Origin of the sequence: Citrobacter sp. MGH103, assembly GCF_001034475.2 — a bacterium.
Lineage (GTDB): Bacteria > Pseudomonadota > Gammaproteobacteria > Enterobacterales > Enterobacteriaceae > Citrobacter > Citrobacter freundii.
In genome coordinates, this window is record NZ_CP073043.1 from 3214974 (window position 1) to 3229224 (window position 14251).

Annotated in this window: 15 protein-coding genes; 8 read left to right on the forward strand and 7 right to left on the reverse strand. The window is 51.6% G+C overall.

The annotated features are described in order from the left end of the window. The first annotated feature begins 53 nt into the window (after positions 1-53). Positions 54-968, forward strand: a complete 915-nt coding sequence (locus SK33_RS15540; protein ID WP_048219203.1) for a LysR family transcriptional regulator — start codon at positions 54-56, stop codon at positions 966-968. Positions 969-973: 5 nt separating this feature from the next. Here the strand turns inward: SK33_RS15540 and SK33_RS15545 are convergent, their stop codons facing one another. Continuing rightward, positions 974-1522 (reverse strand): TetR/AcrR family transcriptional regulator, encoded by a 549-nt coding sequence (locus SK33_RS15545; RefSeq protein WP_048219205.1) that lies wholly within the window; start codon positions 1520-1522, stop codon positions 974-976. 85 nt (positions 1523-1607) lie between these two features. On the opposite strand from SK33_RS15545, the gene SK33_RS15550 reads away from it, so the two are divergent. The 3 genes from SK33_RS15550 to SK33_RS15560 all read left to right on the forward strand — a co-directional run bounded on the left by SK33_RS15550 (position 1608) and on the right by SK33_RS15560 (position 4020). Next, a complete protein-coding gene (locus SK33_RS15550) occupies positions 1608-2816 on the forward strand; it encodes an MFS transporter (RefSeq protein ID WP_003035338.1) in 1209 nt (402 codons plus the stop codon). Then, entirely contained in the window at positions 2816-3631 is an 816-nt protein-coding gene (locus SK33_RS15555) for a Cof-type HAD-IIB family hydrolase (protein WP_003035335.1), read from the forward strand. The genes SK33_RS15550 and SK33_RS15555 overlap by 1 nt, the downstream gene beginning before the upstream one ends. A 107-nt stretch (positions 3632-3738) precedes the next feature. After that, entirely contained in the window at positions 3739-4020 is a 282-nt protein-coding gene (locus tag SK33_RS15560; RefSeq protein ID WP_003035330.1) for a hypothetical protein, read from the forward strand. A gap of 28 nt (positions 4021-4048) precedes the next feature. On the opposite strand, the gene SK33_RS15565 is transcribed toward SK33_RS15560, so the two are convergent. After that, a complete protein-coding gene (locus tag SK33_RS15565; protein WP_048219207.1) occupies positions 4049-5281 on the reverse strand; it encodes an MFS transporter in 1233 nt (410 codons plus the stop codon). A gap of 298 nt (positions 5282-5579) precedes the next feature. On the opposite strand from SK33_RS15565, the gene ybjG reads away from it, so the two are divergent. Continuing rightward, positions 5580-6188, forward strand: coding sequence for an undecaprenyl-diphosphate phosphatase (gene ybjG, locus SK33_RS15570; protein ID WP_003836958.1), 609 nt, complete (start codon positions 5580-5582; stop codon positions 6186-6188). A gap of 64 nt (positions 6189-6252) precedes the next feature. Then, positions 6253-7011, forward strand: a complete 759-nt coding sequence (gene deoR / locus SK33_RS15575) for a DNA-binding transcriptional repressor DeoR (RefSeq protein WP_003035319.1) — start codon at positions 6253-6255, stop codon at positions 7009-7011. A gap of 45 nt (positions 7012-7056) precedes the next feature. Here deoR and dacC read toward each other — a convergent pair whose 3' ends face one another. Further along, the gene (gene dacC, locus SK33_RS15580) at positions 7057-8259 is read right to left on the reverse strand and encodes a serine-type D-Ala-D-Ala carboxypeptidase (protein WP_048219951.1); all 1203 of its coding nucleotides are present in this window, start codon (positions 8257-8259) and stop codon (positions 7057-7059) included. Positions 8260-8587: 328 nt separating this feature from the next. Here dacC and SK33_RS15585 point away from each other — a divergent pair, with 328 nt between their 5' ends. Continuing rightward, a complete protein-coding gene (locus SK33_RS15585; RefSeq protein ID WP_003035313.1) occupies positions 8588-9214 on the forward strand; it encodes a glutathione S-transferase family protein in 627 nt (208 codons plus the stop codon). Positions 9215-9219: 5 nt separating this feature from the next. On the opposite strand, the gene SK33_RS15590 is transcribed toward SK33_RS15585, so the two are convergent. Both SK33_RS15590 and bssR read right to left on the reverse strand, forming a co-directional pair. After that, a complete protein-coding gene (locus SK33_RS15590) occupies positions 9220-10317 on the reverse strand; it encodes a PQQ-dependent sugar dehydrogenase (RefSeq protein WP_048216664.1) in 1098 nt (365 codons plus the stop codon). A gap of 102 nt (positions 10318-10419) precedes the next feature. Then, positions 10420-10803 carry a biofilm formation regulator BssR gene (gene bssR / locus SK33_RS15595; RefSeq protein ID WP_003035308.1) on the reverse strand — a complete coding sequence of 128 codons (384 nt, stop codon included), beginning with the start codon at positions 10801-10803 and terminating at the stop codon, positions 10420-10422. A gap of 229 nt (positions 10804-11032) precedes the next feature. On the opposite strand from bssR, the gene rimO reads away from it, so the two are divergent. After that, the gene (rimO, locus tag SK33_RS15600; protein ID WP_003035305.1) at positions 11033-12358 is read left to right on the forward strand and encodes a 30S ribosomal protein S12 methylthiotransferase RimO; all 1326 of its coding nucleotides are present in this window, start codon (positions 11033-11035) and stop codon (positions 12356-12358) included. A gap of 57 nt (positions 12359-12415) precedes the next feature. Here rimO and gsiD read toward each other — a convergent pair whose 3' ends face one another. Together gsiD and gsiC are read right to left on the reverse strand one after the other, a co-directional pair. Next, complete coding sequence (gene gsiD, locus SK33_RS15605) at positions 12416-13327, reverse strand: glutathione ABC transporter permease GsiD (protein ID WP_003035302.1); 912 nt, start codon at positions 13325-13327, stop codon at positions 12416-12418. A 2-nt stretch (positions 13328-13329) separates the two neighbouring features. Next, the gene (gsiC, locus tag SK33_RS15610; protein WP_003836970.1) at positions 13330-14250 is read right to left on the reverse strand and encodes a glutathione ABC transporter permease GsiC; all 921 of its coding nucleotides are present in this window, start codon (positions 14248-14250) and stop codon (positions 13330-13332) included. Position 14251 lies beyond the last annotated feature (1 nt).

Consider the following 14251-nt stretch of genomic DNA (forward strand, 5'->3'; position numbering starts at 1 on the left):
CGTGAGAATGAATGCTAATATAACGTTTTTATCCATCTGCATAGATTAAAACTATGAAATTTACGCTAAGGCAACTTGAGTTTTACATCGCGCTTGCAGAAACATTACAAATTTCCAAAGCTGCTGCACGCTGTCATATTTCTCAGTCATCAATGACCATTGCCATGCGGAACCTGGAAGAAGCATTAGACGTGCAGCTATTTGTACGTTATCCCAAAGGTGTGAAGCTCACCGCTGAGGGCGAGCGCTTTTTGGCACATGCCTGCAACATCATCAACAGTAGCCACTCGGCTATTGACGCCCTGCATGACAGGAGCGAAATTCTCACTGGCACAGTGCGCATAGGCATTGCCGAAACGCTCTCTGCCTATCTTATTCCGGATATACTCAACGATATTGAACGACGTTTCCCTTTGCTGGAGATCGTGTTTTATGAAGCCACTGCACCGGAACTGGTACAGGCTCTACGGGAACAAAAGGTCGATTTTTGCCTGCTTCTGACCTCAAATATCAACCATGATAACGACCTGGAGATCGAAACATTTATTCGTTCACAGCGCCGCCTGTGGACGTCTATTGGGCATCCGCTACAGAGCCAGGCATCGATCCGTTTAATAGACGTCGAGAAACTACCATTTTTACTGCTGGAAACCGATAAATACCCTGACGTAATCATCGATTACTGGCAGCAGCGTGGCTATACGCCCAATATCAGTTTTCGCAGCAACTCTTTTGAAGCAATAAGAAGTCTGGTTGCAAAAGGCAGAGGGATAACCATTTTATCCGACCTGGTGTATCGCCCGTGGTCACTGGATGGTCTGCGCGTCATGCACAGAACGATTGATGATTTTATTACTTACATGGATGTCGGGACGGTAAAAAAAGCCGCCCGACCGTTGACGCCAGAGGCGGTAAAAGTCATTGATTTTTTACGTCAGGCCGTTACCCGCCTCGACAAACCATTTTGAGGATTTTATCTCTGCGGCAATTCGGCAATACGCTCCACCATCATCAGAATATCTTCTCGCTGCAGCGGTTTTTTATCCGTGACAAAATGCAGCGTCATTCCTTCAATAAACGCATCCAGCGCCCGCGCCGTAACCGGATCAAACCACTGCTCTAACGTTTGTTGGCTACGTAGCATCCAGTTCTGCATCACCGTTTTCAACGCTGGTTTACGGCTGGCGAAAGCATACAGCTGATACATAAGCTCCATATTATCAGGCGTTGTGACCTGGGAGCCGTAAATCATATCGGTAATCGCATGGCAGGCCGCCTGCACATCAGCAACGTCGGCAAAAAAATCCTGGTACTGCTGAGACATAGTATGCGTAAAACAGCTGAATGCCTCCAACAGCAGATCATCTATTCCTGCAAAATAATAGGTCATTGAGCCCAGTGGCACCTCGGCAATCATAGCGATTTTACGGTGTGTAACCCCATGAATACCATGGATTACTATCGCCTTAAGGGTGGCCTGAACTATTTTTTCCCGCCGCTGCGGATCGTTTGCACGTCGCACTGCATTTCCTCTTCTTGCATTTGTGTACAAATGTACACAACCTTGCTAATGTTGTCTTCTTTCCTCTTTTCTTTGGCTCGAATTCATGACTGGCATCTCATCACGCAAAGCCTTAAGACGTCGCACCTGGGCGCTGTTCACGTTCTTCTTTTTACCAGGATTATTAATGGCCTCCTGGGCAACGCGTACCCCTGCCATCAGAGATATCCTCTCCATCTCTACCGCCGAAATGGGCGCGGTGCTGTTTGGACTCTCTATTGGTTCGATGAGTGGCATTCTTTGTTCGGCCTGGCTGGTGAAACGATTTGGCACGCGCAAAGTGATCCGCACTACCATGTCATGTGCGGTCATTGGGATGGCTATCCTCAGCGTGGCGCTCTGGCTGCATTCCGCCTGGCTTTTCGCATTTGGTCTGGCCGTGTTTGGCGCCAGCTTTGGCGCAGCAGAAGTGGCCATCAACGTCGAAGGTGCGGCGGTTGAACGCGAAATGAATAAAACCGTGCTGCCGATGATGCATGGTTTTTACAGCCTGGGAACGCTGGCGGGCGCAGGAGTCGGGATGATGCTTACCGCCTTCAGCGTCCCAGCAAACGCGCATATTCTGCTAGCGGCGCTGGTAGCTATCACTCCTATCTTTATCGCCATCAAAGCAATTCCTGAGGGTACGGGTAAAAATGCCGCTGATGGTTCTCCCTCCGGTGAAAAAGGACTGCCTTTTTATCGCGATATCCAGTTATTGCTAATTGGCGTCGTGGTGCTCGCAATGGCATTTGCTGAAGGTTCCGCCAACGACTGGCTTCCGCTGCTGATGGTGGACGGTCATGGGTTTAGCCCAACATCAGGCTCTCTGATTTATGCCGGATTTACGCTGGGCATGACCGTTGGCCGCTTTACTGGCGGCTGGTTCATCGACCGCTACAGCCGCGTCACGGTGGTGCGCGCCAGTGCGCTGATGGGCGCTCTCGGGATTAGCCTGATTATTTTTGTCGACAGCTCTTGGGTGGCGGGTGTTTCCGTTATTTTGTGGGGACTCGGTGCATCACTCGGCTTCCCGCTGACCATTTCAGCCGCCAGCGACACCGGCCCCGATGCACCAACCCGCGTCAGCGTTGTCGCAACAACCGGCTATCTGGCGTTCCTGGTTGGACCGCCGCTGCTGGGCTACCTGGGTGAACACTACGGCCTGCGCAGCGCTATGCTGGTGGTGCTGGCGCTGGTGCTCGTTGCCGCCATCGTCGCGAAAGCGGTGGCGAAACCGGATCTCAAAAATACCACGGTGATGGAGAACAGCTAATGAGTATCAAATTAATTGCGGTCGACATGGATGGCACATTTTTAAGTGACCAAAAAACCTATAACCGTGAGCGCTTTATGGCGCAATACCGCCAGATGAAAGAACAAGGGATCCGCTTTGTGGTCGCCAGCGGCAATCAATATTATCAGTTGATTTCCTTTTTCCCCGAACTGGCCAGTGAGATCTCATTTGTTGCCGAAAACGGCGGTTGGGTAGTCAGTGAAGGTGAAGATGTTTTTAACGGCGAACTGGCAAAGGATGATTTCCAGGCCATCGTTGAACATCTGCTCACCCGTACGGACATTGATATTATTGCCTGTGGTAAAAGCAGCGCCTACACGCTGAAGCAGTACAGCGATGAACATAAAGCTGTTTCCGCCATGTATTATCATCGTCTCGAATTTGTAGATAATTTTGATAATCTTAACGACGTTTTCTTCAAGTTCGGGCTGAATATTTCCGACGACAGAATCCCACAGGTGCAGGCCGATCTCCACGAGGCGATTGGCGACATTATGGTGCCGGTGCATACCGGCTACGGCAGCATCGATTTAATTATTCCCGGCGTGCATAAGGCAAATGGTCTGCGGCTGCTGCAACAACGCTGGAATATTAACGACGATGAGGTTGTTGTGTTTGGCGATGGCGGAAATGATATTGAGATGCTGCGCCAGGCGGGATTTAGTTTTGCAATGGCCAACGCCCATGAGCCGGTTATCAAGGCGGCGAAATATCGCGCGGGATCGAACAACGAAGAGGGCGTCCTGGATATTATCGACCGCGTGTTAAAGAATGAAGCACCGTTTACGCATTAACGCCTCAGCACAGACGGCAACAAAATGATGGCATGATCTATTCATAATCCGCCTCAAATTAACCCACTGGATTATTACTTCCAGTGAATATTTCAGGTGAGCGGATTATGAAGAAAAGTGTACTGATGGCGACATTGTTGCTGGGTTTTGCAGGGTCAGTATTTGCACAAAGCGTTACCGTTGATGTACCAAGCGGTTATAAAGTGGTGATCGTGCCCTCTTCCGTCAGCGTGCCGCAGGCGGTCAACGTGACTACTGCGCCACAAACGGTGTATGTTGCCCCGGCACCTGCCCCGGCTCCTGTTTATCGCGCACATCCTTATGCGCGACATGTTGCCAGCGTCGGTGAAGGCATGATCATCGAACATCAGATTGACGATCACCACTAAGTTTCTGCCAGGCCCGGGCAACCGGGCTTTAGCCTTCCCGGGAATCCCCTACCCGTTTATCTTTCAGGAAGATCACCATCAGAATCAGCCACAGCACGCCGCTGGCCAGATTGAACAAGCTGAACAAGCCGTTGCCTCCCAGCAGATAAGCGTGTTTACTCAGCTCGATACCAACGGTAAAAATCAGCATCTGCAACATACCCATTGCGGCAGAAACTGTACCTTTACTCATTTCACTGGCAAACAGCGTCAGGCGCACCAGCCCCGCATTCGCCACGCCAATGCCAAACGCATAGATACTCAAACCCGCCGTCATCCATAGATATGCATGAGATGACACCACCGTGGCCGCAGCGGCAATAATCAGGCCAACGGCAATTGGCCAGCCGCCCATGATAATCAGCGAACGCACGGTTTTTCGCGAAGTCAGACGCGCCAGCACCAGGTTACCGGCAATCAGCGCACCAAAAATCGGCACCTGCAACAGGCCATATTCGTAACTACTGAGATGTTCTCCGCTGATGATAATAATCGGAGATTGCGCAATCCACGCCAGTAACGGCAGGCTGACAAAACCCAACGCCAGTGCGCCTGCAACGAAACGCACGTTCCTTAGCACCAACTTATAATCCTTGCCCAGCTCTTTAATCGACAGCTTTTCACCCAGCCGGGTTGCCGTTTCCGGCATCGCGCGTTGCAGACCAAAAAAGGAGATGGCCGCCAGAGCAGCAAACAGGATAAACATCCCTTCCCACGGCAGAACATGTACCCAGGCTGCGCCTACCAACGGACCCAGCAACGGCGCAATCAGCGCCACGTTTGCCATCAGCGCGGTAATTTTTATGCAGACCGCTTCTTCAAAGGATTCCTGAATGGCGGCGTAACCCACCGCACCAATAAAGCACAGGCTTATCCCCTGCAAAAAACGCAGGAAAGTAAATTGCACAATATTCTGTGCAAGCAGGGTCGCAAGGCAGGTCACGATGAACCAGAGCACGCCGGTTAACATCACCGGACGACGCCCAACACGATCCGATAGCGGTCCTAACAACCACTGTAAAAACATGCCGCCAGCCAGATAGGCGGTCATGGATGTGGGTACCCAATCTAATCCGGCATTGTATTGCTCCACTACCGCCAACATTCCAGGCTGGATCATATCGTTGCCGATATAAGTAGAGAATTCGTAAAGCACCAGACAGAGAGGGAAAAGTAATGCCTGACGCCCCAAACGGGCGCCTGAAGATAAACGGTTCTGCATGCAGTCTCTTAGCTATAGAAAAATCGCGCAAAGTGTAATAAATGCGCCGTACTGGTGATAGTGAATTATGTGATTTGAAAGCAAAATGCGCACATTTTTACATTCATTTGCTCAAGAAGATTTTGCTTTAAGGTTAATTTAAGTTGAGACCGCTATCATGCTCAATAAGTCTCATTAATTGTCTTAAAAATAGTCATTTAGCAGACAAATAAGACAAGACCGCTTTTTATCCCGTGAAAGCAATTTTATGCTCTCGCTCCCATGGGCCTTTTCAACGATTACACTGAGTCTGGACGTTATGCTGGAAAATCTGAACAACTCACTTTTTTACCTGATCAATGCAACACCCGACTCTGCGCAATGGGCAATTTCGCTCGCCATTTTCATTGCCAAAGATCTGATCAGCATTGTGCCGCTGTTAGCCGTTGTGCTCTGGCTATGGGGACCTCGCGGTCAGGTTACGCTCCAGCGCCAGTTGGTCATCAAAATGGCCATTGCGTTGATAGTTGGTCTGACGATTTCCTGGCTGATGGGACATCTGTTCCCTCACGATCGCCCGTTTGTAAACCACATTGGTTACAACTTCCTGCATCATGCGGCAGATGACTCTTTCCCGAGTGACCACGGTACGGTTATCTTTACCTTTGCACTGGCCTTCCTGTTCTGGCATCGCCTGTGGACGGGCGCTCTGCTGATGGTCGTTGCCGTGGCGATTGCCTGGTCGCGGGTTTACCTTGGAGTACACTGGCCGCTGGATATGCTGGGCGGATTACTGGCTGGGTTGATCGGCTGTCTGAGCGCCCAGATGATCTGGCAGCGCTTTGGCGCGACCCTGTACCTCGGCTTGCAAACTTGCTATCGCGCCTGCTTCGCCCTCCCCATCCGTAAAGGTTGGGTACGTGACTAACCCACGGTAAAAAGAGTAGTATTAAGCGCGAAACTGAGCACTTATTCTATTCTCCAGGGGAACTATGGAAACTCGACGCGACGAGCGTATTGGTCAATTACTGCAGGCGCTGAAACGCAGCGATAAATTACACCTCAAAGAAGCCGCAACGTTGCTGGGCGTGTCTGAGATGACCATTCGTCGCGACCTGAATAATCATGATGCTCCCGTCGTACTGCTCGGGGGCTATATTGTTCTGGAACCCCGCAGCGCTAACCATTATTTAATCAGCGATCAAAAATCCCGTCTGGTTGATGAAAAACGTCGCGCCGCCCAGTTGGCGGCGAGTCTCGTGCAGGCGCATCAGACCATCTTTTTCGATTGCGGTACTACCACGCCGTGGATCATTGAAGCGATCGACAATGAACTGCCCTTCACCGCAATCTGCTACTCGTTGAATACGTTTCTGGTGCTGCAGGAAAAACCGCAGTGCCGCGTCATTCTGTGTGGTGGCGAATTCCATGCCAGTAACGCGATTTTTAAACCGCTCGACTTCCAAGAAACGCTGAACAATCTCTGTCCGGATATCGCCTTTTATTCCGCGGCAGGCGTTCATATCGAGAAAGGCGCGACCTGTTTTAATCTGGAAGAACTGCCGGTGAAGCACTGGGCAATGTCGATGGCGCAGCATCACGTTTTGGTGGTCGATCACAGCAAGTTTGGCAAGGTGCGACCTGCGAGGATGGGGGAATTAAAACGCTTTGATACCATTATCAGTGATAACCGCCCTGACGATGAGTATGTTGAGTACGCTAAAGCGCAACGTATCACGCTGAAGTATTAAGAGATACTGCCGGACGGCGATTGCGCCATCCGGCAATAGGTAAGATTAAGAGAACCAACCACCAAACCACTGGTGGAATTTCATCATCACAAAGTCCCACATGCGGCTAAAGAAACCACCCTCTTGCACATCTTCCATCACCATCAACGGACGTTGCTCAATGGATTTTCCGTTCAACTGAAAGTCGATAGTGCCCACAACCTGACCTTTCTTCAGCGGTGCAGTTAGCTGTGGTTCAGTCAGGGTAAAGCTGGCCTTCAGGTTTTTGAGCTGGCCACGCGGGATGGTCACAGAACCACCTTCTCCGGCACCCAAATTCACTTCACTCTTATCGCCAAACCATACGCGCTGAGTAACGAAAGTCGCATCCGGCTTGATCGGCGTAACGGTTTCAAAGAAGCGGAAGCCCCAGGTCAGCAGCTTTTCTGACTCATTAAAACGAATGCGATCGGTTTTCGCCCCCAGCACCACGGAGATCAGGCGCATATCGCCCTGGGTCGCGGAAGCCACCAGGTTGTATCCCGCCCCGGCAGTGGTCCCGGTTTTCATACCATCCACGTTCAGGTTGGTGCTCCACAACAGACGGTTGCGGTTCGGTTGACGAATTTTATTGAAGGTAAATTCTTTCTCTTTGTGAATAGCATACTCTTCCGGCACATCGTGAATTAACGCCTTCCCGAGCAGCGCCATATCACGTGCGGTACTGAACTGTCCTGCCGCATCCAGACCGTGCACCGTCTGGAAAGTAGTGTTGGTCAGCCCCAGTTTTTTCGCATAGCCGTTCATCAGACCAATAAAGGATTCCTGGCTGCCGGCAACGTAATCAGCGAGTGCAATACAGGCATCGTTACCTGACTGAATGATAACGCCTTTATTCAGATCTGACACCGCAACCTGATCGCCGGGCTTGAGGAACATGACCGACGAACCGCGCAGGACTGGGTTACCGGTCGCCCAGGCGTCTTTGCCCACGGTGACCATGTCGTTGAGGTTAATTTTTCCGGCCTTCAGCGCCTGCCCAACCACATAGCTGGTCATGATTTTGGTCAGACTAGCAGGATCCAGTTTCTCATCAGCATTACCTTCCGCCAGCACCTTGCCACTGGCGTAATCCATCAGAATCCACGCGCGCGCGTCCACGCTCGGCGGGGCCGTCGGTTGCTCCGCCGCCTGTACGGTCGGCGCCAAAAGGATTAAGAGTGCAGAACCTGCAGCAAAGCTGCGAAGTGAAGAGAAGTATTGCGTCATAAATGCCACCCGAGTATCCATTCCAAAAAACCACGTCATACCACACCGTGTTTACACAAAACCGGCCAAGCGACCTCGACCAACCCATGCAGAAAAAGTCTGATGGATGACGTGTAAAATAAGTGCGGTGAGTAATAACGCACTAACGAGCTTAAAGAAACCGTAAGTTGGTAAAGTTTTTAAAGTTTATGCAATAACGCCGCGCTGCGCTGCTCCTGGCACGATTTTTTTAGACTTTGTTGCGTAAATATTAGGTTTACCCCACCATGTGAGCTAGTCAGATGGCATCTGCAGCCATAAAGCTGCTCAATTAATTTGCGGGGTTACTATGATTACACTGTGGGGTCGCAATAACTCGACCAACGTAAAAAAAGTATTGTGGACGCTCGAGGAACTGGAACTGCCGTATAACCAAATTCTGGCGGGCGGACAGCATGGCGGTAACCGCGATGCCGACTATCTGGCACTAAACCCGAACGGACTGGTCCCGTTGCTACGCGATGATGAAACGGACGTTGTGCTGTGGGAATCCAATACCATTGTCCGCTATCTGGCCGCTCAGTACGGACAAAAACGTTTGTGGATTGACGCACCGGCCGCGCGCGCCGTCGGCGAAAAATGGATGGACTGGGCAAATCAGACGCTAAGCCCTGCGCATCGGGTTATCTTATTTGGCCTGGTCAGAACACCTGCCGATCAGCGCGATCTAGCGGCCATTGAGGCCAGTAAGCAAGTTTGCGATAACCTGTTTGCCATTCTGGATAACGCGTTGGCAGACCAGTCATGGTTCTCCGGGGCTGAATTTGGCACGGCGGATATCGCTGTGGCACCGTTTATCTATAACCTGTTCAACGTTGGCCTGAGCTGGACCTCGCGCCCGCATCTGGAACGCTGGTATCAACAACTGACCGAGCGCCCGGCGTTTCAAAAAATCGTGATGATCCCGGTCAGCTAAACAAATCAGGGACTCACTTTTAGTAATTCCCCGTCGGACTCGTCGGTTAACACGTACATATAACCATCTGGTCCGACGCGCACATCACGGATCCGTTGCCCCCTTTCCTGCAACAGACGACCATCCTCAGTGACCGTATTCCCTTTAACGCTCAGTACGATCACTTCTTTATCTTTCAACGCGCCGATGAACAACTTCTGCCGCCACTGTGGAAAGGTATCGCTATTATAAAAAGCCATTCCGCTGACCGCTGGCGACTTTTCCCAGTAAAAGATGGGTTGTTCCGTGCCAGCAACAATTTGACCTTTTGCTTCGGGAATTTTCAAACCACTGTAGTTAACACCCCAGGTCGCGATAGGCCAACCGTAGTTTTTCCCTTTCTCGGGGATATTAATTTCATCGCCTCCGCGTGGGCCATGCTCATTGAGCCACAACACATCACTCCACGGATTCATCGCCATACCCTGCGGGTTGCGGATGCCATACGACCAAATCTCTGCCCGCGCTCCCGCCATGTTCACAAACGGATTATCCGGTGGAATTTTGCCCTCATCGGTAAGCCGTACGACCTTGCCCTGCAGCTTATCCAGATCCTGAGCAGTTGAACGTTGGTTATTCTCACCAAGGCCGATAAACAGATAGCCGTTGCCATCAAACACCAGACGTCCACCAAAATGGTTTCCGGTGGATAGCTTTGGCTGTTGGCGAAAAACGGTCTGAAATCCTTGCAGGTGTTTGAGATCGTCACTCAATCGCCCGTAGCCTACCGCGGTGCCCGCTTTGCCTTCGCGGTCGGCTTCAGCGAAGCTTAGCCACACCCGGCGGGATCGTTCAAAGTCCGGAGCTAACACCACATCAAGCAATCCGCCCTGACCATTCGCCCAGACTTTTGGTACGCCGGTCAGCGGGTCGGAAAGCCCTTTATCAGGCTGCCAGAGTCGAAGCTGTCCACCTTTGAGCGTAATGAGCATACCGCGGTTATCGGGTAAAAAAGCCAGTGACCATGGATGATCGAGTTTGGTTTGCAGCACTTCCACTTTTACCGCGACGGCATAAGAGGAAAATAGCGCAAGTGGGATAGCACAGAGAAAGAGTCGACGCATAACACCTCCTTAATGGCTCTGCATAAAGCGTAGCCAGCAAGGGGAATCACCCCGTCATATTTACATAATCTTAACGAAAAGGGGGAGTGCCCTCCCCCTGATTCAGACGTGTTCCAGCGTTGGGTAAGATTGCAAACTCTGGATACTCAGCGTCAGCGTTGTCAGGCAGTTTTCCAGTTTCTCTGCGTTAACGGCGATAAACGTTGGACAATCATGGTGTCCACTCATAAGACAAACAGCGGCGGCGGCTAACGCCCCTTCAGCACGATGAAGGGCATTCCACTCTTCCTGATCAAGATGCATACCGTGAAGCTGTGATTGTTCGTGCAATTCGCGATTCAGTGCAAAAAAATTATCACGCAGACGATCGCTCTCGCTGACTGACATGTAGCCTTTCGCTTTTCTCAACTGCAGATAAGCGGCAAGTTCGATACGGGCGTTTATCAATTTGTTGAGAAGATCGGTTCTCAGTCTGTCAACAACCATACTTTGTTCCTCCTCTTTCCAACTATGGTGCAACTTAATAGTATGGTTATTTTTTGAACAAAGTCGTGTCCAGGATCAATCCATCACTTAAAATTAACATAATTTACAAATAATCTTTAATTCGGCGCCCAGCAGGCCGCTGATGATTTGAGATTGCGATACAATTTTTGTTCAGAACTCTGTAGAATCCCTGCCCTGAATATTCCAACAACTGAACACTTTTTACGCTATGAGCAATGTAACCCACCAGCCGAAAATCGGCTTTGTCTCCCTCGGCTGCCCGAAAAACCTCGTCGATTCTGAGCGCATCCTGACCGAACTTCGTACCGAAGGCTATGATGTCGTGCCAAGCTACGACGACGCGGATATGGTTATCGTTAATACCTGCGGCTTTATCGACAGTGCGGTTCAGGAATCCCTGGAAGCAATCGGCGAAGCGCTTAACGAAAACGGCAAGGTGATCGTCACCGGTTGTCTGGGCGCGAAAGTCGATCAGATCCGTGAAGTCCACCCGAAGGTGCTGGAAATCACCGGGCCGCATAGCTACGAGCAGGTTCTGGAGCACGTTCACCATTACGTACCCAAACCAAAGCATAATCCGTTCCTGAGCCTGGTTCCTGAGCAGGGTGTCAAGCTGACTCCGCGCCATTACGCCTATCTGAAGATTTCTGAAGGCTGTAATCACCGCTGTACGTTCTGCATTATTCCATCCATGCGCGGCGATCTGGTGAGCCGTCCGATTGGCGACGTCCTCAGCGAAGCCAAGCGTCTGGTCGATGCGGGCGTGAAAGAGATTCTGGTAATCTCTCAGGATACCTCTGCGTACGGTGTGGATGTGAAACACCGGACCGGTTTCCATAACGGCGAGCCGGTCAAAACCAGCATGGTTGATCTGTGCGAACAGTTATCAAAACTGGGGATCTGGACGCGCCTGCATTACGTCTACCCCTACCCGCACGTTGATGACGTGATCCCGCTGATGGCAGAAGGGAAAATCCTGCCGTATCTGGACATCCCGTTACAGCATGCCAGCCCGCGTATTCTTAAACTGATGAAACGCCCAGGCTCCGTAGACAGACAGCTGGCGCGCATCAAACAGTGGCGTGAAATCTGCCCTGAACTGACGCTGCGCTCCACCTTCATTGTTGGTTTCCCGGGTGAAACGGAAGAAGACTTCCAAATGTTGCTCGACTTCCTGAAGGAAGCACGTCTGGATCGCGTGGGCTGCTTTAAATACAGCCCGGTAGAAGGCGCTGGCGCTAATGACCTGCCGGATCAAATCCCGGAAGAGGTGAAAGAAGAACGCTGGAACCGCTTTATGCAATTGCAACAGCAGATCTCTGCTGAACGTTTGCAAGAGAAAGTGGGCCGCGAGATTCTGGTTATCGTTGATGAAGTTGACGAAGAAGGCGCAATTGGTCGTAGCATGGCTGATGCTCCGGAAATCGACGGCGCGGTATACCTGAATGGTGAAACCAAGGTGAAACCTGGTGATATCATCCGCGTGAAGGTCGAAAACGCAGATGAATACGATCTGTGGGGTTCACGCGTTTAATTAAGCGTAACTCAACCGTAGGCCGGATAAGGCATTACGTCTTATCCGGCCTGTGATTTATCCTTTTATCTTCGGGTCCAGCGCGTCGCGCAGACCATCTCCCAGTAAGTTAAACGCCAGCACCGTCAGGAATATCGCTACCGCCGGGAAAATCGCCACGTGCGGCGCGATCACCATGTCAGCACGCGCTTCATTAAGCATTGCCCCCCACTCCGGCGTCGGCGGCTGTGCGCCTAATCCCAGAAATGACAGGCTCGCGGCAGAGATGATCGACGTGCCAATTCGCATGGTAAAAAAGACCACGATCGATGAAACCGTACCCGGCAGGATATGGTTAAAAATGATGGTCGTATCGCTGGCACCAATACTGCGCGCAGACTCAATAAACGTCTGTTGCTTCAGCACCAGTGTATTTCCGCGCACCAGGCGCGCGAAAGCAGGAATGGAGAAAATGGCCACGGCGATAATCACGTTCGCAATGCCGCTGCCCAGCACGGCGACCACGGCTATCGCCAGCAGAATGCCGGGAAAGGCGAACAGCACATCGCAGATACGCATAATCAGCCGATCCCACCAACCTTCGTAGTATCCCGCCAGCAGCCCCAGCACTGTGCCAATCGCCGCGCCAATAAACACGGCAAAAACCCCCGCCGCCAGCGAGATTTGCGCGCCAACCAGCACGCGGCTAAAGATATCTCGTCCCAGAGAATCGACACCAAACCAGTGCAGCATCGACGGCCCATCATTCAAACGGTCATAATCGAAGTAATTTTCGGCATCAAATGGCGTCAGCCAGCGGGCAAAAATCGCGACCATGATCAGGAGCAATACAAACAGCCCAGCAAACATCGCCATGTGCTGTCGACGGAAACGACGCCAGAACTCATGCCACGGTGTGCGTATCTGCTCTGGCTTAACAAGGGGCATTGCATTCAAAATCGCCTGTCGGCGCCAGTTAAAAAATCGCATCCTTACTTGTACCTGATAGCCGGATTAATGGCGGCGTAAAGCACATCCACCACTAAGTTGATAAGAATAAACTCCAGAGAAAACAACAGTACCTCGGCCTGAATCACCGGGTAGTCGCGCATTTCGACGGAGTCCACCAGCAGTCGCCCAAGCCCAGGCCAGTTGAACACCTTCTCAACCACGATTGATCCACCAAGCAAAAAGCCAAACTGTAGTCCCATCATGGTGACCACCGGGATCATCGCGTTACGCAGACCATGTTTTAACACCACCCAGGTCTCACTCACCCCTTTAGCCCTCGCGGTACGCATATAGTCTTCGCTGAGCACATCGACGAACGAGGCGCGGGTAAACCGGGCCAGCACCGCAGCCACCGCCGCGCCCAGAGTAATAGACGGGAGGATATAGTGCAGCCAGGTGTCAGCGCCAACGGTTGGCAACCAGCCAAGTTCAACGGAGAATATCTGCATGAGCAGCATGCCAAGCGCAAACGCCGGGAACGAGATCCCGGTGACCGCCAGCGTCATACTCAACCTGTCCGGCCAGCGATTGCGCCATACGGCTGCAATGATCCCCGCCGTCATACCAAATAACACAGCCCATGCCATACTCGCAATTGTCAGCCATAACGACGGCATAAAACGGCTGGCTATCTCTTCGGAAACCGGACGACGAGAAACCATCGACGTGCCAAAATCGCCTTGCAACACGTTGGTCATGTAATGCCAGAACTGAATATGCAGCGGTTGGTCCAGACCCAGCTGCTTGCGTACCAGTTCAATCACCTCGGCGTCAGCTTCCGGTCCGGCAATCAGCCGGGCCGGATCGCCGGGTAGCAGGTGAACAAATAAAAACACCAGCACCGCAACAATCAATAGCGTTGGGATCAACCCCAGCAGGCGCTTGAAAACATAGTTAAGCATC